General features: G+C 72.2%; 12 protein-coding genes. 7 read left to right on the top strand and 5 right to left on the bottom strand.

Translation table 11 applies throughout. The annotated features are described in order from the left end of the window. Positions 1 to 2: 2 nt before the first annotated feature. The 5 genes from BS80_RS21010 to BS80_RS20990 all read right to left on the bottom strand — a co-directional run bounded on the left by BS80_RS21010 (position 3) and on the right by BS80_RS20990 (position 11,347). Entirely contained in the window at positions 3 to 1,367 is a 1,365-nt protein-coding gene (locus tag BS80_RS21010; protein WP_035799597.1) for a glutamine synthetase family protein, read from the bottom strand. A gap of 3 nt (positions 1,368 to 1,370) precedes the next feature. Continuing rightward, a complete protein-coding gene (locus BS80_RS21005) occupies positions 1,371 to 2,855 on the bottom strand; it encodes an amino acid permease (RefSeq protein WP_157536429.1) in 1,485 nt (494 codons plus the stop codon). 32 nt (positions 2,856 to 2,887) lie between these two features. Then, the gene (locus BS80_RS37920; RefSeq protein ID WP_051966853.1) at positions 2,888 to 6,550 is read right to left on the bottom strand and encodes an MFS transporter; all 3,663 of its coding nucleotides are present in this window, start codon (positions 6,548 to 6,550) and stop codon (positions 2,888 to 2,890) included. A 72-nt stretch (positions 6,551 to 6,622) separates the two neighbouring features. Further along, positions 6,623 to 10,147 (bottom strand): non-ribosomal peptide synthetase, encoded by a 3,525-nt coding sequence (locus BS80_RS20995; RefSeq protein ID WP_198045568.1) that lies wholly within the window; start codon positions 10,145 to 10,147, stop codon positions 6,623 to 6,625. Positions 10,148 to 10,384: 237 nt separating this feature from the next. Continuing rightward, the gene (locus BS80_RS20990) at positions 10,385 to 11,347 is read right to left on the bottom strand and encodes a GNAT family N-acetyltransferase (protein WP_035799592.1); all 963 of its coding nucleotides are present in this window, start codon (positions 11,345 to 11,347) and stop codon (positions 10,385 to 10,387) included. 262 nt (positions 11,348 to 11,609) lie between these two features. Between BS80_RS20990 and BS80_RS20985 the strand changes: the two genes are divergently transcribed. The 7 genes from BS80_RS20985 to hypE all read left to right on the top strand — a co-directional run bounded on the left by BS80_RS20985 (position 11,610) and on the right by hypE (position 20,892). After that, positions 11,610 to 13,277, top strand: coding sequence for a condensation domain-containing protein (locus BS80_RS20985; protein WP_035799591.1), 1,668 nt, complete (start codon positions 11,610 to 11,612; stop codon positions 13,275 to 13,277). Positions 13,278 to 13,324: 47 nt separating this feature from the next. Further along, entirely contained in the window at positions 13,325 to 14,047 is a 723-nt protein-coding gene (locus tag BS80_RS20980; RefSeq protein WP_035799588.1) for a thioesterase II family protein, read from the top strand. Further along, positions 14,044 to 14,877, top strand: coding sequence for an SDR family oxidoreductase (locus BS80_RS20975; RefSeq protein ID WP_035799587.1), 834 nt, complete (start codon positions 14,044 to 14,046; stop codon positions 14,875 to 14,877). The genes BS80_RS20980 and BS80_RS20975 overlap by 4 nt, the downstream gene beginning before the upstream one ends. A gap of 105 nt (positions 14,878 to 14,982) precedes the next feature. Further along, complete coding sequence (locus BS80_RS20970; RefSeq protein ID WP_051966852.1) at positions 14,983 to 17,607, top strand: non-ribosomal peptide synthetase; 2,625 nt, start codon at positions 14,983 to 14,985, stop codon at positions 17,605 to 17,607. Between the two features lie 72 nt (positions 17,608 to 17,679). Continuing rightward, positions 17,680 to 19,104 (top strand): condensation domain-containing protein, encoded by a 1,425-nt coding sequence (locus BS80_RS20965; protein WP_051966851.1) that lies wholly within the window; start codon positions 17,680 to 17,682, stop codon positions 19,102 to 19,104. A gap of 119 nt (positions 19,105 to 19,223) precedes the next feature. Further along, positions 19,224 to 19,808: an isochorismatase family cysteine hydrolase gene (locus BS80_RS20960; protein ID WP_035799586.1), complete on the top strand. Its 585-nt coding sequence runs from the start codon at positions 19,224 to 19,226 to the stop codon at positions 19,806 to 19,808. 58 nt (positions 19,809 to 19,866) lie between these two features. Further along, positions 19,867 to 20,892, top strand: coding sequence for a hydrogenase expression/formation protein HypE (gene hypE / locus BS80_RS20955; RefSeq protein ID WP_198045567.1), 1,026 nt, complete (start codon positions 19,867 to 19,869; stop codon positions 20,890 to 20,892). Positions 20,893 to 20,902 lie beyond the last annotated feature (10 nt).

Below are 20,902 nucleotides of genomic sequence, written 5' to 3'. Positions count from 1 at the left end.
GATCAGAGGCGTTCGAAGCCGCGGCGCAGTTCCCAGTCGGTGATGGCCGCGTCGAAGGCGGCCAGCTCGGTACGGGCGTGGTTGGCGTAGTGGGCGACGACCTCCGGGCCGAAGACCCGATGGGCGAGCGCGCTGTGCTCCCAGAGTTCGAGGGCCTCCCGCAGATCGCGGGGGGCCTTCGCGCCTTCGGCGGCATAGGCGTTGCCCGCGAAGGCGTCCTCCAGCGGCAGCTGCCGGTCGATGCCGTCCAGGCCGGCCGCGATCAGGCCGGCCACCGCCAGGTACGGGTTGACGTCGCCACCGGGGAGGCGGTTCTCGACCCGCAGGCTGGAGCCCCGACCGACCAGTCGCAGCGCGCAGGTGCGGTTGTCGAGACCCCATTGGACGCTGGTGGGGGCGAAACTGCCCGCGACGAAGCGCTTGTACGAGTTGATGTTGGGTGCGTAGAAGAGGGTGAGCTCACGGAGCGCGGCCAACTGGCCCGCCAGGAAGTGCTCACCCGTCGGGGACAGACCGTAGCGGCCGTCACCGGCGAGCACGGGTGCGCCGTCCGCACCGCGCAGCGAGATGTGGATGTGGCAGGAGTTGCCCTCGCGCTCGTTGGGCTTGGCCATGAAGGTGAGGCTGCGGCCCGACTGCCCGGCGATCTCCTTCGCCCCGGTCTTGTAGACCGCGTGGTTGTCGCAGGTGACGAGAGCGCTGTCGTACCGGAACACGATCTCGTGCTGGCCGAGATTGCACTCGCCCTTCGCGGACTCCACGTACATCCCGGCGCCGGTCATGGCCGTGCGGATCCGCCGCAGCAGCGGCTCGATCCGTGAGGTGCCGAGGATCGAGTAGTCCACGTTGTAGCTGTTGCTGGGCCGCAGCTCGCGGTATCCCTGCTGCCACGCCTGCTCGTAGCTGTCCTCGTAGACGATGAACTCCAACTCGGTTCCCACCATGGCCTGCCAGCCCCGCGCGGCCAGCCGGTCCGTCTGGCGCCGCAGGATCTGCCGGGGGGAGGCGACCACCGGCTCGCCGCCGTGCCAGCTGAGGTCGGCGATGACCAGGGCGGTCCCCTCGTGCCAGGGCATCCGGCGCAGGGTGGTGAGATCGGGTACCAGGACGAAGTCCCCGTAGCCACGGTCCCAGGAGGACATCGCGTAGCCGTCCACCGGGTTCATCTCGACGTCCACGGCCAACAGGTAGTTGCAGCCCTCGGAGTGTCCGGTGGCCACCTCGTCGAGGAAGAACTCCGCCGAGAGGCGCTTGCCCTGGAGCCGGCCCTGCATGTCGGTGAACGCGAGGACGACCGTGTCGATCTCCTCGGCGGCCACCTGGTGCCGGAGCTCGTCGAGGGTGAGCATGCCTTTGCGCTTCGTCATGGGTTACTCCTCCGGAAGGGCGGTCGATCCGGCGATCCGGGGACCGGTGAACCAGTGGCGGGCCGAGGCCAGCCACCAGGTGCCGGCGAAGCCGAGCACCACCAGGACGGCCACCGGCGCGTAGTTGAAGGTCTCCCACGTGATGGGAGAGCTCTGCGGGAGGACGAACAGGACGGTGACACAGCCCACCCAGGCCATCGCGACAAGGCCGACCGGCCGGCTCCAGCGCCCCAGGTGCCACGGGCCGCGCTCGAACTCCTCGCCCTTGCGCAGCCGCAGATAGGTGGGGATGACGTACGAGATGTAGAGGCCGATGACCGCGATGGAAGTGACCGCGCCGTACGCGGTCAGGTTCCACAGGGCCGGCAGCCCCAGCAGGAACGCACCGCCGACGGCCAGCCAGATGGCGTTCGCGGGGGTCTGGGTCCGCGGGTTCACCCGGTGCCAGAACGAGGAGAACGGCAGCGCACCGTCCCGCGAAAAGGCGTAGATCATCCGGGAGTTGGCGGTGACCGAGGACATTCCGCAGAACAGCTGGGCCCCCACCACGATGAGCAGCAGCAGTTTGCCCGTGGTCAGGCCGACCGCGTCGATGAAGATCTGGGCGGGCGGGACGTCGGCCGCGGCCTCCGCCGCGTAGTCCTGGATGGCGTAGGTGAGGCCGATCAGCAGGACCCAGCCGACGACCAGTGACACCACGATCGACATCACGATGCTCTTCGGGCCCGAACGCGCCGCATCGTGGGTCTCCTCGGTCATGTGCGCCGAGGCGTCGTAGCCGGTGAAGGTGTACTGCGCCAGCAACAGGCCCAGGGCCGAGACGTACAGCCCCGAACCGAAGCCCGTGCTGTTGGCGAAGTGGCCGAACACGAAGGCCGTGGAGGCGTGGTGGGCCGGCTGGACGGCCAGGACGGCGACGATCACCAGGACACCCAGCACATGCCACCAGACGCTGAGGTTGTTGAGCAGCAGGAGCAGCCGGATGCCGAACTGGTTCAGCAGACCGTGCACCAGCAGGATCGCGCCGAACAGCACGACGGTGTGCGCCATCGTCGCGGAGTACCAGCCCTGGAGGTCGAGCAGCGCGTTGAGGAAGGTCGCCGCGCCGAAGTCGACACCCGCGGTGACGGCCACCTGACCGAGGAAGTTGAACCACCCGGTGAACCAGGCCCAGGCGGCCTTGTTCGAGTCGGCAAGCTTCGCCGACCAGTAGTACAGACCGCCCGCGGTGGGGTAGCTGGAGCACACCTCGGCCATCGCGAGGCCCACGAAGAGCGTCATCAGGCCGACCAGCGGCCACCCCCAGACGATCAGGACGGGACCGCCGGTCTTCATGCCGAAGCCGTACAGGGTCAGGCACCCCGAGAGCACCGAGATGATGGTGAAGGAGACACCGAAGTTCGAGAAGGCGGAGAGTCTGCGCTGGAGCTCCTGGGCATAGCCCAGTTCGTGCAGACGGCGTTCGTCGTCCGTGCCGGGGCTGCTCATGGTGGTCCTCATCGATCGCGGTGGGGGCGGGGTCAGACGGTGAAGGCGCGGGTGGCCACGGTGTAACCGGCGCTGTCGCCGGACCAGTTCACGGTGGCGGGCCGCGGGGTGCGCAGGGCCGGGTCCGGCAGGGTCGGGGTCTGGGCCACCATCCGCAGGCGCAGCGGTCCGTCGGCACGGACCCGCAGGGTCAGGTCGACGCCGTCGGGGCCGGGAGCGACGGCGATGAAGCCCCACTTCCACTGGTTCAGGGCGGTCGGCCGGTTGTGGCCACCGGCCAGCTCGGTCGTGCCGTAGCGGGCGCTCTCGACGGTGGCGCCGTCCGTGTCGACATACAGCATGAGCTGGGTCGGCAGGCCGAACTGCGAGCCCAGGTGCACGGTGACGGTGCGAACGCCGTCCTGCCGCTGGTCGGCTGCGACCTGAAGAGTCGGCAGCGGGACGGTGGTGGCCGGAGCCGGGCCCACCTGCCAGGAGTCGGTGCCGAGCAGCGCGGGAAACTCGCCCTTCAGGCCGACCGGGTCGCCCGACACGTAACGGTGCACCCACGGGTTGGCGACTCGGCCGTCGCTGACCCAGCGCGCCTGGCCGGTGTCGGCGTCCAGCGCGTACATCAGGCTGACCTGGACCGGGTGGGCCGCGTCGGTCCGGTCGCGGACCGTCCCGGTGACGACCGTCGCCGTGCCCAACGCGGTGAGCGCGCAGACGACGGCCAGGACCCGGCGGCCGCGCAGGACCGGAGCGGCGGGTACCAGCACCGGCGCGGCCAGCAGCGCCGCCACGAGGAGCGGGATCGCGGCGTAGATCAGGCCCACGGTCGCGAAGAGCATGATCACGACCGGGGTGAGCAGCGCGGCGACGGGAACGGCCGCCAGCGACGCGCAGGCACCGCGCCACGGCGAACCGGCAGGAAGCGCGGCCGCCACGGCCAGGCCCGCCGAACCGGCCAGCGCCGGCCAGACGAACATGTACGACGCACCCGGGAAGACCACTGCGGTCAGCAGGGCCAGCAGGACCAGCACCCCGGTCACGCCGGCACTCAACTCGACGACGCCGTACCCGGAGCCGGCGGCGGTGCCGTTGCGGGTGCGGCGGTGGCGGCGCAGGGCGGCGGCCCAGCCCCAGATCAGCGCCGCGGCCACGACACCGAGGCCGATCTCGGCGAGCGCGGGCCGGTACGGGTCACCCAGCATGAAGCCCAGGTAGTCCGGCCGGACCACGGTCAGCAGCTGCCACCCGGCCAGGCCGACGGCAGCGGCGCCGAGCAGCGGCAGCGGCAGGGTGGCCGCCGTGACCAGCGCGGCCCGGACCCGGAGGGCGCCGCGGCGCCGGGCGAACCACCCGGCGGCGAGGAAGGCGAGGGTGATGAGCGCAGCGAGCGGCACGACCAGGCCGGTCGGGTAGTGCAGCAGCACGCCCCAGAGCGTGAAGTAGGTGCTGTCGGACTGCGCGGTGAGGTCGGCGAGGTCGGCGCCGGCCAGCTGCCTGGCGGCGGCCAGGACGCTGGAGCCCATGTCCTGCAGGCTCGACTGGCTGGCGTTGGCCAGACTGTCCTGCGGGGTGTGGTAGTTGGACGCACCGCCGATGACGGCGAAGTTCATGCCGGTCATGCCGGCGCGGCGGAAGATGGTGAAGTCGGTGTCGTTGGCCAGCAGCCGGTACACCTCGTAGGAGAACGAGGTGGCGACGGGTGTGTGGTCGGCGAGTGTCGGGACCAGGGCGCCGTTGTGTGCGCCGGTCTCGAACATCACCGCCCGCCCGGACGTCCCGCGGGCCTCCAGGTTGAGCACCACGGTGTGGGCCGGGTCGGTCGGGTTCTCGGCCGTCCCCGCGGCCGTGAAGGCGCGCGAGCCCATCAGGTCCGCCTCCTCACCGTCGGTGAGCAGGAAGGTGACGTCGTTGCGTGGTGCCGGACCGGACTTCAGCGCCCGGACGGTTTCGAGGATGCTCGACACCCCGATGCCGTCGTCGGTGGCTCCCGGGCCGATCTCGACCGAGTCGTAGTGCGCGACGATCATGATCCGACCGGTCGGGTCCGTGCCGGGCAGGGTCGCGCTGATGTTCTGCACCCGGGCGGCCGCGGCGGCGCCGGATCCGGTGGCCGTGGCGGTGGCGCTCTCCAGCTGGGGGTGCAGGCCGAGTGCGGTCAGCTCACCGACGATCCGGTCCCGGACGCGGTCGTGCTCGGCCGTGCCCACGGCATGGGGGGCGGTGACCAGCTCGCTCAGGTACCGGTGGGCGCGGACCGCCGAGAAGTCACCGCTCGGCGCGTCGGCGGGCAGCGGGCCGGGGGCGCGCACGGTGGTGTACGCCGCGGCCGAGGCGGCCAGCAGGGCGGCGCCGACCAGCAGGGCCTGCGCGGCCCGGCGCTTGGAACGGCGGGCCGTCGTCCCGGCACCTCGGCCGGGGCCGGCGCCGGTGTCCGAGGTCGTCCCGTCCAGGCCGTCCGGGGGCAGCAGGACGAGCGCCGCGACGGCGGCGGTGGTCATCAGCGCGGCTGACATCAGGAACGGAGCCGTCAGCCCGAAGCTGGTCGCCACCACACCGCCGACCAGGCCGCCGAGCGGCGACAGGCCGTTGATGATCATGCGATACGCACCGTTGACCCGGCCGAACAGCCCGGTGGGGATGATCGTCTGACGCAGTGAGGCGGTGACGACGTTCGTCAGCGCGATGCTCGCCCCGACGAGGCTGAGGGCCGCGGAGGCCAGGTACGGATTGCGGGTGAAGGCGGCGGTCAGGAAGGCCGCCGGGCAGAGCAGGAAGGCGAGGTGGAGCGTACGGCCCCGCCCGGCCCGCTCGACGATCCGTGGCGCCACCAGCAGGCCGGCCAGCCCGCCGACCGCGATGGCGACCATCATCAGCCCGTAGCCGGTGCGGCCGATGTGCAGGACCTTCAACGCGTAGAGCACGTCGATGCCCAGCACGGCCACCACGGAGAAGTTCAGCGTGCCGATCAGCAGGCAGAGCGTCCGCAGTCCACGGTGCCGGTAGAGCCAGCGGGCGCCCTCGGCGGTCTGCTCGCGCAGCCTGCGCGGCGTCATCCGCTCGACCGGGGCCGACGGCTCGGCCAGGTCGCCCGGGGTGGCGGGCCGGCTCCGGCGGATGGTGAGGATCAGACCGGCCGAGAGGGCGAACGAGACGCTGTCCAGGGTGAACGGCAGGGCGTGCGAGATGCCGAAGAGGAAGGCGCCCAGCGGTGCGCCGATGAATTCGGTGGTGGCGAACTGACCACCCATCAAACGGCTGTTGGCGGTGTCCAGGGACGCTGTCCCGACCACGTCGGGCACCACCGCCTGCGCGATGTTCTCCGCCAGCGTCTCGACCGAGGTCAGCACGAAGGCCGTCACGGCGAGCACCGGGATACTCGCCTGCCCGGTGAAGGCCAGCAGGGCGAAAACACCGATGATCAGGGTCCGGACCGCGTCGCATATCCACAGCGCACGCCAGCGGTCGATGCTGTCCGCCAGCGTGCCGGTGAACGGGCCTATGCACAGCCAGGGCAGCTTGGCCGCGACGGTGACCAGGGCCACCTGGAAGGGATCGGAGGTGAGCGCGGCGGCGAACACCGCGAAGGCGGTGAGCCGGACTCCGTCACCGAGGCCGGAGAGCGTGGTGGCGCTCCACAGTCGGCGGAAACCGTGGGCGAAACGGCGCCGGTCGGGTGCCGCCTGCGGCAGGGTCTGGGTGGCCACGGACGGGCCCTTCTGTTCGGAGTGGAACGGGTACGTGGTGGGGGTTGGGTCGGGGTGGGGCTGCGGTGCGGCTCAGGCGCGCAGGCCGGCGTCCACCTCGGCGGCGGACATCCGCTGGACCTGAAGGACCAGCGCGGCCACCCGGTCGATGTCGATGCCGCTGTGCCCGCCCTGCTCGCGCACCAGCGTGGCGAGGGCCGCGACGGTCGGTGCCTCGATGAAGAAGTGCAACGGCAGCTCGATCCGGAACAGCTGCCGGATGTTGGAGACCACCAGGGTCGCCAGCAGTGAGTGGCCACCCAGGTCGAAGAAGTCGTCGTGGACCCCGATCCCCTGACAGGTCAACGCCTGCTCCCAGACTCCGGCCAGCACCCGCTGCACGTCGTCCGAGGGCGGTACGTGCGCGGCGCGGGTGGCCGGGCCGCTCTCGTCGGGCAACGGCAACGCGGCGCGGTCGACCTTCCCGTTGGGGGTCAGCGGGAAGACGTCCAGCAGGGTGTACGAGGAGGGGATCATCGGGGTGGGCACGATCCGGCCCAGGTGCCTGCGCAACTGGTCGGGGCTCGGCACGCGTTCGCCCTGCGCCACGGTGAGGAAGGCGGCCAGGCTCAACTCTCCCCGCCGGTCGGGCACCGCGAGCACGGTGGCCTCCGCCACCGCGCTGTGGGTGCGCAGTGCGGTCTCCACCTCGGCCGGCTCCACCCGGTAGCCGCGGATCTTGACCTGGTGGTCCAGCCGGCCGAGGAACTCCAGGGTGCCGTCGGCCTTCCAACGGGCGCGGTCGCCGGTCCGGTACAGCCGCTCGCCGGGTGCGAAGGGGTGCGGCACGTAGCGCTCGGCGGTCTGGCCCGGTCGGTCCAGATAGCCGCGGGCCAACTGCACTCCGCCGATCAGGAGTTCGCCGGCCACGCCGATCGGCTGGATCCGGCCGAACTCGTCCAGCACGTACAGCTTCACCCCGGCGATCGGCGAGCCGATCGGCACCGGCTGCGGGACGGGCGTCGGCACCCGGTGCATCGCCACGTCGATGGTCGACTCGGTCGGTCCGTAGCAGTTGTAGAGGTCGGCGTGCGGGGCGAGCGCGAGGAACCGGCCGGCCAACTCGGCGGTCAGCTCCTCGCCACCGCTCTGGGCCAGGCGCAGGCTGCGGGCCGCCTCGGCGAAGCCCGGCTCCTCGACCACGGGCCGCAGCGTCGAGGGCACGAAGTCACAGGCCGTGACCTGGTGACGGGTCAGCACCTGGTGCACGTAGCCGGCATCGGTGTTGCGCCGGGGAGCCGCCATGACCAGCCGGGCGCCGCTGAGCAGCGGCACGAGCAGCTCCCAGAGCGACGGGTCGGCGGTGATCGGGGTCTTGTGCAGCACGGTGTCGGCCGGGCCGAACCCCAGCGAGTCGATCATCTCGCGCACCCGGTTGGAGATCGCGCGGTGCGGGACCACCACGCCCTTGGGCAGGCCGGTGGAGCCGGAGGTGTAGAGCACGTAGGCGGCGTTGTCCGGGGTCAGCGCGATCTGTGGGCGCTGCACGGGCCGGGAGCGCAGCGCCTCGCCCAGGGTGTCGAGCGCCACCACCTCGACCGGCGCGTCCCGCCCGTCCAGGGTGATCACCGGGACGCGGTCGACGCCTTCGGCGAGAGCCAGCACCTTGACCGTACGGGCGTCCCGGATCAGCTGCTCGTGACGCTCGGCGGGGTGGTCGGGCTCCAGCGGCACGTACAGCGCACCGGCTTTGAGAACACCGAGCAGGGCGACCGCGAAGTCCAGGCCGCGCGGCAGGCAGAGGCCGACCCGGTCCTCGGTCCGCACACCGGACTCGCGCAGCCAGTGCGCCAGTTGGTTGGCGCGCTCGTCGAGTTCGCGGTAGGTCAGGCAGGGGGCGGGCTGGGCGAGGTCGCCCGGGTCGGCGATCACGGCGACGGCGTCCGGGGCGGCGGCGACCTGGTCGGCGAACCAGTCGGTGAGCAGCCGGGGCGGGCACGCGGCCGAGGCCGGGCCGCTCATGGCCAGCAGCTGCCGGCGCTGGACGGCGGACAGCACGGGCAGGTCGCGCAGCGTGCTGTCGCCGTCGGTGGCGACCGCCGTCAGGACCGTGTGCAGGGCCTCGGCGATCCGGGTGGCGGTTTCCTCGTCGAAGAGGTCACAGGAGTAGCCGAGCCAGCCGGACAGGCCGCCTTCGGAGGTCGGCGAGAACTCCAGTGTCAGGTCGAGGTCGGCGCCCGAGCTGGTGAGGTCGACGATCTCCACCTCCACCCCGGGCAGCCGCAGTTGGCCGAACGGCACGTTGCGCAGCGCCAGCATGACGTGCAGCAGCGAGCTGCGGCCGGCGGCCCGCTCGTCACCGGCCGCCTGGACGATCCGCTCGTATGGGACGTCCTGGTGGCTGATGCCGTCCAGGGTGCGGACGCGGGTGTGGCGCAACAGTTCCCGGAAGGAGACGGTGTCGTCGAGGTCCAGCCGCAGCGGGAGAGTGTTGACGAAGAAGCCCACCAGCCGCTCGAGTTCGGGCCGCGAACGCCCGGCGACGGGGGTCCCGATGACCAGGTCGCGCTGTCCGGACCAGCGGTGCAGCACCACGGCGAAGGCAGCCAGCAGCACCATGAACGGGGTGGCCTGCTCGGACTGGGCGAGTGCGGTGATCTGCTCGGTCAACTCGGGGGAGAGCGGCAGCGGAACCGCCGAGCCCCGGAAGGTCGGCTCGACGGGCCGCGCCCGGTCGCCGGGCAGATGCAGCTCCGGGGCACCGGCCAGCGCGTCGTGCCAGTAGGCGACGTGCCGCCGGGCGTCGTCGGCACCGCTCGACGCGCGCTGCCAAGCGGCGAAGTCCGAGTACTGGACCGGAAGTTCGGGCAGGTCCACCGGACGCTCCCGGACCGCGGCGGTGTAGGCCTCCATCAGGTCGTCGACGAGCACGCCCAGCGACCAGCCGTCGACCACGATGTGGTGCACACACAGGGCCAGCACCCAGGTGCCGGCCCGCTCGCCGTCCGTCACGCGCCACAGGGCCGCGCGCAGCAGCGAAGGGTCCGTCAGATCGAAGGGCCGGGTGGTCAGTGCGTGCACCCGGGCGTCCACCTCGTCCGCACGGACCTCCTCGGCTCGCAGCTCGACGGCCACCGCGCCGGGCGCGCTGATCACCTGGACCAGTCCCTGCCCGGGGGCCACCTCGAAGCCGGTCCGCAGTGCCTCGTGCCGGTCCAGCACGGTGGCCAGCGCCGAGCGCAGCGCGTCCTCACGCAGGTCTCCGCGCAGCCGCAGCACGATCGGCAGCAGGTAGGTGATCGCCTGGGGCGCCAGCTCGTACTGGAAGTACAGGCGCTCCTGGCCGTGCGACGCCGGATGGCGGTTGGTGCCGGGGGTGCGCGGGAGCCGGGGGACGGCGGCCTGCTCGGCCCGCTTGCGGGCCAGGCGCAGGCTCAGCAGCGCGCGGCGCTCCGGCGAGAGCTCGCTGAGCGCGCGGGTCAGCGCGGTTTCCTGCGCGGTTTCCTGCGCGGTTTCCTGCGGGGTTTCCTGCGCGGTTTCCTGCGGGGCTGAGGCCGGGTCGTTCGCCGCACGGGCGACAGCGCTCGGGAGGGTGCTGGCCGTGGTCGGCTCGGACACGGACCTCCGCCTTTCGATAGACCGGGAGCACGACCTGCCCGTGCCTCCACCGGCTCTGATCCTGTCCGCCGCAGCGCCCCGACAGGAGTCGGGTGAACCCCTGACAAGCCGGCCGGAGCACGCGCAAGGGGCGCGAGGAACCGCACGAGGCGGAAGCCGTGCCGAGGCTGCTTCCGGTGTCGCACGGGTCCCCGCGCCCCTAGGCCGTGTCTGAGAGGGATCGCGGTGACCTGCTGGTCAGTGGCCGGGGGCGGAGAGGACGACCCGGGTCTCGGTGAGGTGGTATCCGGCTCGCCTGAAGGCGGCGGCCATCGGGAAGTTCGTCGAGTCCGTGGTGGCGGTGATGCGCTCGGCGCCCGCGGTGGCGTGGAAGCGGGTGATCTCGGCGAGGATGTCGTCGATGAAGCCCTGTCCCCGCAGCTCGGGGACGACGCCGAGGTAGCCGACGTTGGGCCCGTACGGCGTCCGGGAGGGGATGGCGAGGCCCGCCAGGCGGCCGTCCGGGGTGTGCACCAGGCGCCACCAGTCACGCTCGCCCGGGCAGTCGAGGTAGAAGGCCAGATCGTCGCGGGCCGCCTCCTCCACGCCCATCGACGCGACGTTGGCCAGCGTCTCGGCGTCCAGACTCCCTTCGGCGATCCGACGGAAGACCGCGACCATCGCCTCGTCGTCCGGTTCGGGGGTGAAGACCAGCCGTCCGCTCGGCTCGCGCGTACCCGCCTGCGGCGTCCACTCGAACCGGAGGCGCTCCAGACGCTCGGAGAGCCCGGCGCGGCCGGCGGCCTCCGCACGCCAGCCGACGGCCGCCGCGAGGGCCTTCGCAGCGGCGTCGTCGGAGACGTCCGGGCCGCCGGAGGGCAGCATCACCGTGTACTTGGGCAGCTCCGTGGCGCCCAGCTCGGTGAAGGCCCGGTGGCCGGCGGCCAGCAGCTCGGCCGCCAACGAGGCCGGATCGGCGACCGACTCGTGCACCGAGAGGCAGTCCAGCGCGAGCGGGTGGACGCTGTCGGAGCGGCCCCACCACAGCGCTCGGGCCAGCACCCGGCCGTCCTCCTGCGCGATCCAGGTCCATTCGGGCCGGAACTGGCCGGCGGCGGACTCCTCGCGGTAGCGGTCGGCCGAGATCCAGGCGACCGGCTCGGTGACGGTCCAGTCGAGGACGCGATCGAGATCGGCGTCGAGGATGGAGCGGAATTGCATGTGACCTCCGTGGAACCGGAGGGAAGCGCCGCGGCCCGGTCGGCTGTGGGCCTGCGCCACCGAGCAGGACCGGCCCCCCACGCATCCCCTGAACCGCACCGACTCTGCCACGGCGCCCGCAGCGGCGATGAGTCAGGGGACCTCCCGACTGTCGCGGCCGCCGCGCACCGCACAGGATGCCGTTCAGGTGCGCTGACACGACCCCGACCACCGCGCCCAAGCCCCCGTCACCAACACGCTCGACCAAGGAGGTCCGCTCCCGATGGCTGAGGAGACCCTGGCGGTCATCACCTCGTTCGCCCAGCAGAGTCTGTGGCTGCAGAACCAGATCGACCCCGGTCGCTCGGCCTACAACGTGGTCGCGGGAGTACGGCTGCGCGGCCGGCTCGACGTGCCCGCCCTGACCAGCGCCCTGAACGCGGTCATGGACCGCCACGAGGCCCTGCGGACGGTGTTCCGGCTCGACCGCGGGGTGCCCGTCCAGGTGATCGGACCCGTGGCGCCGTTGGAGATCCCGGTGGCCGAGGTCCGCGAGGACCAGGTGGACGACCTGGTCCAGCAGGAGATCGAGTCCCCCTTCGACCTGGCCACCGGCCCGCTGCTCAGGCTCCGGCTGCTGCGGCTGTCCGCGGAGCACCACATCGCCGTGCTGGTGATGCACCACATCATCACCGACGGCGAGTCCTCGGAGATCCTGCTGCGCGAACTGCTGCTGCACTATGCGGCCGAGCGCGCCGGGGAGAGCCTGGAACTGCCGGAACTCCCGATCCAGTACGCCGACTTCGCGGTCTGGCAGCGCGAGACGCTGCGCGCCGGGTACCTCGGGCGACTGAAGGCGTACTGGTCCGAGCGCCTGACGGGAGCCGCCCCGCTCACGCTGCCCGCCGCTCCCCCGACGGCGAACGGGACGGCGCCGCGCGGCGCCACGTACCGCTTCACCGTCCCCGGCGCGCTGCGGGAGGGCCTGGAGACGCTGGCCCGGGAGCGGAACGCGACGCTGTTCATGGCGCTGCTGGCCGGGTTCGACGTGCTGCTGGCGCGGCACTGCCGGCAGGACGACATCACGGTCCTCTCCCCGGTCTCGGGCCGGCACCGCAGCGAACTCGAAGGACTGATCGGCTACTTCGTCAACCCCCTGCTGCTGCGCGTGGACCTGTCGGGCGACCCGGGCGCACTGGAGGTGCTCGACCGGGTCCAGGCGACCTGCCTGGGTGCCTACGACCACCAGGAACTGCCCTTCGAGCAGGCGGTGAACCTCGCCGGCCGGCCCGGCGCATCTCGCGAGCGGGCTCCGCTCGACCAGGTGATGATGGTGCTGCAGAGCACCCGACCCGACCACTGGCAGGTCGCGGACCTGCGGTTCGAGCCGGTTCCGGTCGGCATGGGCGCCGCCAAGGCCGCGCTGCTCCTCGACCTTCGGCCAGATGCAAACGGGCTGCACGGCGTCCTGGAGTACGACGCCGACCGGTTCGACGCCGCCGCCGTGGCCGGTATGGCGGACGACCTGCTGGCGGTCTGGGCCTGGCTGGCCGAGCGGTCCGCGCTGCCGCTCTCGCGGGTTCCGGGCCTGTCCGGTCCGTCGGCCGCCCGCGCCACCGAGCAGCCGGCCGCACCGAGCGGCCCTGCCGCCCAGGCAGCGGTCCCGGTGCCGTACGTGGCACCGCGGACCCCGCTGGAGGAGGAGGTGGCCCGGATCTGGGCCGAACTCCTGGAGCTGGAACGCGTCGGCGTGTACGACAACTTCTTCGACCTCGGCGGCCAGTCCCTGACAGCCGTCCGGCTGACGGCCCGGCTGCGGGACGAGTTCGGTCTCGACCTCGCCGTTCGCCAGCTGTACGGCAACTTCACCGTCGAGGAGGTGGCCTGGCGGGCGCTCCAGCAGCTCGCCGCCGAGGGCGACCTCGACGAAGACGCTCCGTCCCCGGCCTGATCCCGCCCCGGCCCCACCCGTACCCGAGTCCAACGTTCTGGAGAGACATGTCGAATCCTGCGGTGCTGTGCTTCCCCCCTGCCGGGGCGGGGGCCGGCTTCTTCCACTCCTGGCTCGGGCACCGCTCGGATCTGCACGTCATGCCGGTACAACTGCCGGGCCGCGAACGGCGGTTGGCCGAGGATGAGTGCACCGATCTGGACTCCCTGCTGAACGTGATCGTGCCCGAGCTGCTGACCGCGATCAACGGCGTCGAGCGGGTGGTGGTGTTCGGCCACAGCTACGGCGCGCTGCTGGCCTACGAGAGTGTCCGCGCGCTGTCGGCGCTGGCTCCCGAGGTCGCCCTGACCCTGGTGGTGAGCGGGTCGCAGCGGCCCGGCACCCCGCGGGCCGGCCGGGTCACCGGGCTGCCCGACGACGAGTTCGTGGCAGGGGTGGCCCGGATCGCCGGATACCGCCACCCCGCCCTGGACGAACCGGAGTTGCGGGACCTGCTGCTCCCGACGCTGCGCACCGATGTGGCCATGCACGAGAACTACCGGCATGACGAAGGCACGCCACTGGACGTCCCCGTCCTCGCCGTGCGCGGCCGGGACGACGATCTGGTGTCGGCGGCCGAACTCGCCGCCTGGCGGGAGCTGACCACCGGGTCCTTCGAGTCGGCCGAGATCGACGGCGGCCACATGTATCTGGTGGACTCCCCCGCAGCGCTGCTGGACCTGATCAGCCGCGCGGTGGACCCGGCCCGGGCCCTCGGAGCGCTGGCGTGACCGGCGACCGGCTGGCCGGCCGGGTGGCGGTCGTCACCGGCGCGGGCCGCGGAGTCGGGCGGGCCATTGCCCTCGCACTGGCCGCGCAGCAGGCCGCCGTGGTGCTGGTCGACATCGCCGCCGAGATACCCGAAGTGCCCTACCCGATGGCCTCGGTCAGCCAGCTGGAGCACACCGCGCGGCTGTGCCGGGAGCTGGGTGCGGCGGCACTGACCGTCCGTGCGGACGTCCGCTCGGACGCCGACACGGGCCGGGTGGCCGCCGAAGCGCTGGCCCGCTTCGGCCGGGTGGACGTCCTGGTCAACAACGCGGGGATCGCGGCGCCTTCGGGCCGCATCGTGCACGAGGTCACGGACGGCGAGTGGGCCGTGATGCTCGACACCAACCTCACCGGCGCCTGGCGGATGATCAAGGCGATCGGCCCCCACATGGTCGGCCGGCGGGCCGGTTCCATCGTCAACATCGCCTCCACCGGCGGCCTGGTCGGCTACCGCAACTTCGCCGGGTACGTCGCGGCCAAGCACGGGCTGATCGGTCTGACCCGCGGCGCGGCGCTGGACTACGCGCCCTACGGCGTCCGGGTCAACGCCGTCTGCCCGGGCTCCGTCCGGGACAGCGAGCCCGGCGAGGGCCGGATGCTGGCGGAGATCGGCCGCAGCATCGGCCTCGATCCGGCCGAGCACGAGGAGGCGTTCGTCACCCAGCAGCCCACGAACCGGCTGGTGGAGGCCGAGGACGTGGCGGGAGCCGTGGTGTGGCTCGCGACGGACGAGTCGCGGTCCGCCACCGGGAGCGTCGTCACGGTCGACGGCGGTTACGGCGTCCGGTGACCGGCTCCTTCCAGACCCCTCCCCTTCGCTGCTCTTCAGGAGATTGACGTGTCATCGGAAAGCCTCGGGAACGGCGGCGTTCGCGGTCCGTCCCACCATGCCGCTGTGTACCGGCTGCCGGACACCCTGCGGGGCGCGGTACCCACCACCGCCGGGCTCTGGACCGAGACGGTGGCCGGGCCCGCGGACGGCGGGTGCGCCACCCGACGCCTGGCCGACGAGCTCTGCGCCCCCCTGGGTGCCGCGCCCTCCCGGCTGGTCCTGCTGGAGTACGGCGACGGCGCCCGCGATCTCGTCGTCTCGGCGGACCCCGCACGGATCGACCGCCCCGCGATGGACCGGCTGGCCGACGCCGTGCTGGGCGCGGCGCACCCGGACGCCACCGCGGCCGGCCGGCGCGTTCCCCCGCCGGGCGACAGCACGGTGGACGTGCTGCCCGTCCCGCTGCCCGACCTGCGGACCGGCGCGTGGGAAGACCTGCTGGCAGCGACCCTCGGGGTCGTGCTGGCCCGGACCTTCGTCTCGCGTGCCCCGGTGCTGGAGCTGGCCGACGGGCGGACCGTACCGCTGCCGGCGGAGCAGGACGAGGACCGGCCGGTGGCCGCCTACCGAGCCCTGGCCGCCACCCCGGTCACGCCCGAACTCCCCGACGGTCCGGGCACCCGGGTCCTGCTGCTCGTCGACCGGCACCCCGCTCGCGCCGAACTGACGCACTACCGGCCGCCGCTGGACCGGCGCCACGCCGTGACCGTGCACGCCGCACCCGACGCCGCCGGCCGTCCCGTCCTCACCTGCTGGCACCGGCCCGGGGAGTTCTCCGGCTCGTCGGCCCGGACCCTGGCAAGCCAGCTGGCCCAGGTCGCAGCCGAGTTGACGACGTCGGCGCAGGAGCGGCCGTTGTCCGAGGTCGACGTGCACGGCGCGGCCGAGCGCCGCCGGATCGTGGAGCTCGGCCGCACCCCGCGCACCGCCGTCCAGCGCACGGGCGCCCTGCACGAGCAGGTGCTGGCCCGGGCAAAGGCGACCCCGGACGCGATCGCGGTGGTCGACGGCGACAGCACGCTCTCGTACGGCCAACTCGCCGAGCGCGCCGGCCGGATGGCCAACGCGCTGCGGGCCCTGGGGGTGGCACCCCGGGACCGGGTCGGCGTCTGCCTGGAGCGCACCTCCGAGCTGATCGTCGTGCTGCTGGCGGTGATGACCGCCGGTGCCGCCTACGTACCGCTCGACCCGACCTACCCGGCGGAGCGCCTGGCCTACACCGCGCAGGACGCCGCTCTCGGCATCGTGCTGGTCGACTCGCAGGAGCCCTCGCCCTTCGACCCGGGCGTGGCGGTGCCGCTCGCCCGGCTGTCCGAGCTGGCGGAGCTCCAGGACGCCACGCCACCGGCCACCGGGGTCGGGGCGGCGGATCCCGCCTACGTGATCTACACCTCCGGTTCGACCGGGCGGCCCAAGGGCGTCGTCATCCCGCACAGCAATGTGCCGAGCCTGCTGGCGGCCACCGAGGACGACTTCGGCCTGGGCCCGTCCGACGTCTGGCCCTGGTTCCACTCGGCGGCCTTCGACGTCTCGGTCTGGGAGATCTGGGGCTGTCTGCTCACCGGCGGCCGGGTGGTCGTCGTCCCGTACTGGACATGCCGCTCCCCCGAGGACTTCCGCGCGCTGCTGCTGCGCGAGCGGGTGACCGTCCTCACCCAGACGCCCTCCGCGTTCGCCGGACTCTTCGAGCTGGAGCGGGCGGGGCGCACCCCGCTGGCCCTGCGGCTGGTGGTGTTCGCCGGGGAACCGCTGGACACCCGCAGTCTCACCGACTGGTTCGACGCCCACCCGGAGTCCGAGTGCCGGGTGGTCAACATGTTCGGCATCACCGAGACCACCGTGCACACCACCGCACAGACCGTCACCAGGGCAGAGGCGCTGGCCGGTTCCCGGTCGGTGGGCCGGGCGATCCCCGGCTGGGCGCTCAGAGTCCTGGACAGCCGCGGCCGCCTGCTGGCGCCCGGGGCACCCGGCGAGATCGCGGTGGCCGGGGACGGACTCGCCCTGCACTACCTCGGTCAGCCCGAGCTGACCGACCGTCGGTTCGTCGCGGACCCGGACGGTGACGGACGGCTCTACCTCAGCGGTGACCTGGGTGTCCTGCTGCCGGACGGCGGGCTGGAGCATCTGGGCCGGCTGGACGACCAGGTCAAGATCCGCGGCTACCGGATCGAACTCGGCGAGGTCAGGAACGTCCTGCTCGGTCATCCGGCGGTCGTCGCGGCGGCCGTCGTGGTGGGCCGCGACCAGGACGCCAACGTCCGGCTGGACGCGTACCTGGTGCTCGACGGCGCGGAGCCGGCGGAGGTCCGGCGGTACGTGGCGGGGATCCTGCCCGAGTACATGATGCCCGGGACGGTGACCCGGGTGGACCAACTGCCGCTGACCGTCAACGGCAAGCTGGACAAGTCCCGGCTGCCCGCGCCCATGACCGCACCCGCGCAGGCTTCTGCGGTGACCGTGGACGCGGCCACCGGGGTCCTCGGCGAGGTGCTCGCCGTCTGGCGTGAGCTCTTCCACCCCGGGGTGGAGCCCGAGGACGACTTCTTCAGCCTGGGCGGCAACTCCCTGCTGGCGCTGCGGATCGTGCGTCTCCTGCGCGAGCGCGCGGTAGTCGTGACCGTCCGCGACGTCTACCGCCTGCTGACCCCGGCGGCCCTCGCCGGGGCCGCCACCAGGGCGGCCTGACGCCCGCCGGTCCGGGTGGTCGGGGATACTCCTGACTGCCCTGACCGGTGGGCGACTTGATCCCATCGGAGTATGACGGGAACACAGCTGGACAGGACGGATCTGGCGGCGCGCGCCCGCCTGGAGGAGGCGCTGCTGCGCCGCCGCAGGGGCGCCGGCAAGGCCGAGGGCATCAGGGTGCTGCCCCGCCGGGCCGGGGAGCTGCGGTTCAGGGCCGCGGTGTCGCAGGAGGGCATGTGGAACTCCCTGGCGGGGGACCCCGGCCCGGCCCCCGTGATCCTGGCCGGGGTGCGGATCCACGGCGCGCTCGACGTGGCGCTGCTGCAGGACGCCTGGGACGCGGTGGTGGCCCGGCACGAGACCCTGCGCAGTGCGCTGCGGATCGAGTCCGGGCAGCTCACCCAGGTGGTCGCGGCGCAGCTGCGGCTGCCCGTCGAGGTGGTCGAGCTGGAGCTCGCGCAGTTCGGCGCGTTCGTCTGGGCCGAGGGGGAACGCCCCTTCGACCTCGCGCGGGGACCGCTGGCCCGGCTGACCCTGGTCCGGCTGGCCGATGACGACCACATCGCGTTCATGATGATTCATCACATCATCGGCGACGCGCGCACCATCGAGGTCGCCGTGCGCGATCTGGCCGCCTGCTACACGGCTGCCGCCGCCGGCGACCCGGACCCGCTCCCCCCGCTCCCCGTGCAGTACGCGGACTTCGCGGCCTGGCACCGGGCCCGGCTCGAGGGGCCCCGCGGCGCCGAGCTGATCGCCTACTGGCTGGAGCGCCTGGCGGGTGCGGAGCCGGCCGTGCTGCCGACCGACCTGGAACCGCCCGCCTCCCCGTCCACGCTGGGCGCCGGGTTGGACGTGCCGATGCCGGCGGAGCTGTACACCCGGATATCCGCCCTGGCCAGGGAACGCGGCACCACCCTCTACACGGTGGGCCTGGCGGCCTTCCAGGCGCTGCTGGCCCGCCGTTCGGGCCAGCGGGACGTCTGCGTCCGCGCACCGATCTCCTACCGGGATGCCACCGAGGTCCGCGATCTCGTCGCCGACTTCTCCAACGACGTGGTGATCCGCACCGACCTCACCGCGAACCCGACCCTGCGCGAACTGCTGGAGCAGGTGAAGGCCCGCACCGGCGAGGACTTCGCCCGCCACGACCTGCCCCCGCACCTGCTCGAACCGCACCTGTCGGATCCGGAGCTGGTGACCCGGCTCTCCCACGTCCAGTTCACCGCCGAGGCCGAGACGGACACACCGCCGGCGCTCGGCGGCCTGCGGCTGGAGGCCGTCGTCCCCGAACGCCGGCACGTGCTGCGCCCGCTGAGCGTCCGGCTGCGCTACGACGCGCGGCGGGCGCACTGCATCGTGCTCTACCGCACCGAGCAGTTCACCGCGCGCCGGATCGAGGAGCTGATGCGGGATTACCACGAGCTGTTGGCCGAAATGGCCGCACACCCGGAAAACCGCGTCTTCGGCATCCCCGATCCCGCCGCAGGGTCGTGACTGTCGGGGGTTTCCCCGACTTCTTCCGAGCCCCACCGGCGAACACTATTCATTCCGTAAGCGCTGCTCGCGGCAATAACGCCGCGGCCGGCAAGACTCTCGTACCGAGGAGATCCGAAATGGCCAAGGTCGCCGTTCTCACCAACGACCTGCAGTACGACCTGGTGCACAAGAACCAGGAGCGCATCGACGCCGTCACCGAGGCCACGCCGGCCTTCTCGGGCTTCCTGAACGAGATGCGCAAGCGTGGGCACCACATCATCCACCTGCAGCTCATCAACCTGCCCGACGACCCGAACGCCGAGCGCTACGAGGGCCGGCTGCCGTCGCAGAAGGGCACCCAGGGCGCCGAGATCATGCCGGTCTTCCTCGACGAGTCGGACATCCTCATCGAGAAGAACAAGGACAGCGGCTTCTACGAGACCGACCTGCACGAGCGCCTCCAGGCGCTCGGCGTGGACACCGTCCTGGTGACCGGCATGCAGGGACAGATCTGCGTGCAGACCACCGCCGCCGACGCCTTCTTCCGCGGCTACAACATCTACATCCCCAGCGACTGCGTCGTCTCCGCCCAGGAGGCCGACAAGGTCCGTGCCCTGGACTGGCTGGAGGGCTACTGCGCCACGGTCGTCGACTCCGCCGAGATCCTGCGCCTGCTCGACACCGAGGGCCACCTGCCGCGGAAGATCGTCAAGACTCCGTGACCGAGGCCCGCTGAGCACCAAGCCATCCACCTACGCCGAAAGAGGAGCCTCGCTCCCAATGAGTACGACGTCCTTCCTGGATCAGAAGATTGTCCTCGACCACGGCACCGGGGCCCGACTCAGTCGGGAGCTGGTCGAATTCGTGGTGGATGTGCTCGGTGATGTCTACACCGGCGAAATGGAGGACAGTGCGATGCTGCCGGTCCCGGCCGGCAACATCGCACTGACCACCGACTCCTTTGTCGTCGACCCGCCGATTTTCGGAAACGGCGACATCGGCAAGATCGCGGTCTGCGGCACGGTCAACGACCTCGCCGTGGTCGGCGCCAAGCCCGAATACCTGACGCTGGCCATGATCCTGGAGACCGGGCTGCCGCTGTCGGTCCTGCACCAGGTGCTGGAGTCCGTCCGGGACACCGCCAAGGAGGCCGGCGTCAAGATCGTCGCCGGCGACACCAAGGTCGTCGGCGTCGGCGAGGCCGACAAGATCTTCCTCAACACCACCGGCGTCGGTGTCTTCCACCGCGCCCCGCTCAGGATGTCCTCGGTGCGCCCCGGCGACCGCATCATCCTCAGCGGCCCGATCGGCAACCACACGGTGCACCTGCTGTCGGTCCGTGAGGGCCTGGGCTTCGAGAGCAACGTGCTCAGCGACTGCGCGCCGCTGAACGGCATGATCGGCGAGCTAGACGCCGTGGTCGCGAGCGGTGCGGTGCACTCGATGCGCGACGTCACCCGCGGCGGCCTGTCGGCCGTCCTGCACGAGTACTCCTCGGCGGTCGGGCGGATCATGGCGATCGAGGAGGAGGCGCTGCCGATCGACTTCGCCACCCGGATGGCCTCCGACATGCTCGGCATCAACCCGATCAACGCCGCCAACGAGGGCTGCCTGGCCCTCTTCGTCGCCCCGGAGGCCGTGGACGAGGTCCTGGCCACGCTGCACGCGCACCCCTACGGGCGGCAGGCCGTGGTCATCGGAGAGGTCACCGACCGGGCCGAGAAGGGCGTCGAGATGACCGGCGCCGACGGCCGGGTCAACACGATCGAGGAGCTGCAGGGCGCGGAACTTCCGCGACTCTGCTGATCGGAGCGGT

The organism is Kitasatospora mediocidica KCTC 9733, from assembly GCF_000744225.1.
Lineage (GTDB): Bacteria > Actinomycetota > Actinomycetes > Streptomycetales > Streptomycetaceae > Kitasatospora > Kitasatospora mediocidica.
This window is presented reverse-complemented; position numbering and strand designations above follow the sequence as displayed.

Excerpts from the sequence above, each read along its gene's own strand:
- BS80_RS20985 (WP_035799591.1), top strand. The coding sequence starts at position 11,610 with ATGGCTGAGGAGACCCTGGCGGTCATCACCTCGTTCGCCCAGCAGAGT.
- BS80_RS20965 (WP_051966851.1), top strand. The coding sequence starts at position 17,680 with ATGACGGGAACACAGCTGGACAGGACGGATCTGGCGGCGCGCGCCCGC.
- BS80_RS21005 (WP_157536429.1), bottom strand. The coding sequence starts at position 2,855 with ATGAGCAGCCCCGGCACGGACGACGAACGCCGTCTGCACGAACTGGGC.
- BS80_RS21010 (WP_035799597.1), bottom strand. The coding sequence starts at position 1,367 with ATGACGAAGCGCAAAGGCATGCTCACCCTCGACGAGCTCCGGCACCAG.
- BS80_RS20960 (WP_035799586.1), top strand. The coding sequence starts at position 19,224 with ATGGCCAAGGTCGCCGTTCTCACCAACGACCTGCAGTACGACCTGGTG.
- hypE (WP_198045567.1), top strand. The coding sequence starts at position 19,867 with ATGAGTACGACGTCCTTCCTGGATCAGAAGATTGTCCTCGACCACGGC.
- BS80_RS20980 (WP_035799588.1), top strand. The coding sequence starts at position 13,325 with ATGTCGAATCCTGCGGTGCTGTGCTTCCCCCCTGCCGGGGCGGGGGCC.
- BS80_RS20990 (WP_035799592.1), bottom strand. The coding sequence starts at position 11,347 with ATGCAATTCCGCTCCATCCTCGACGCCGATCTCGATCGCGTCCTCGAC.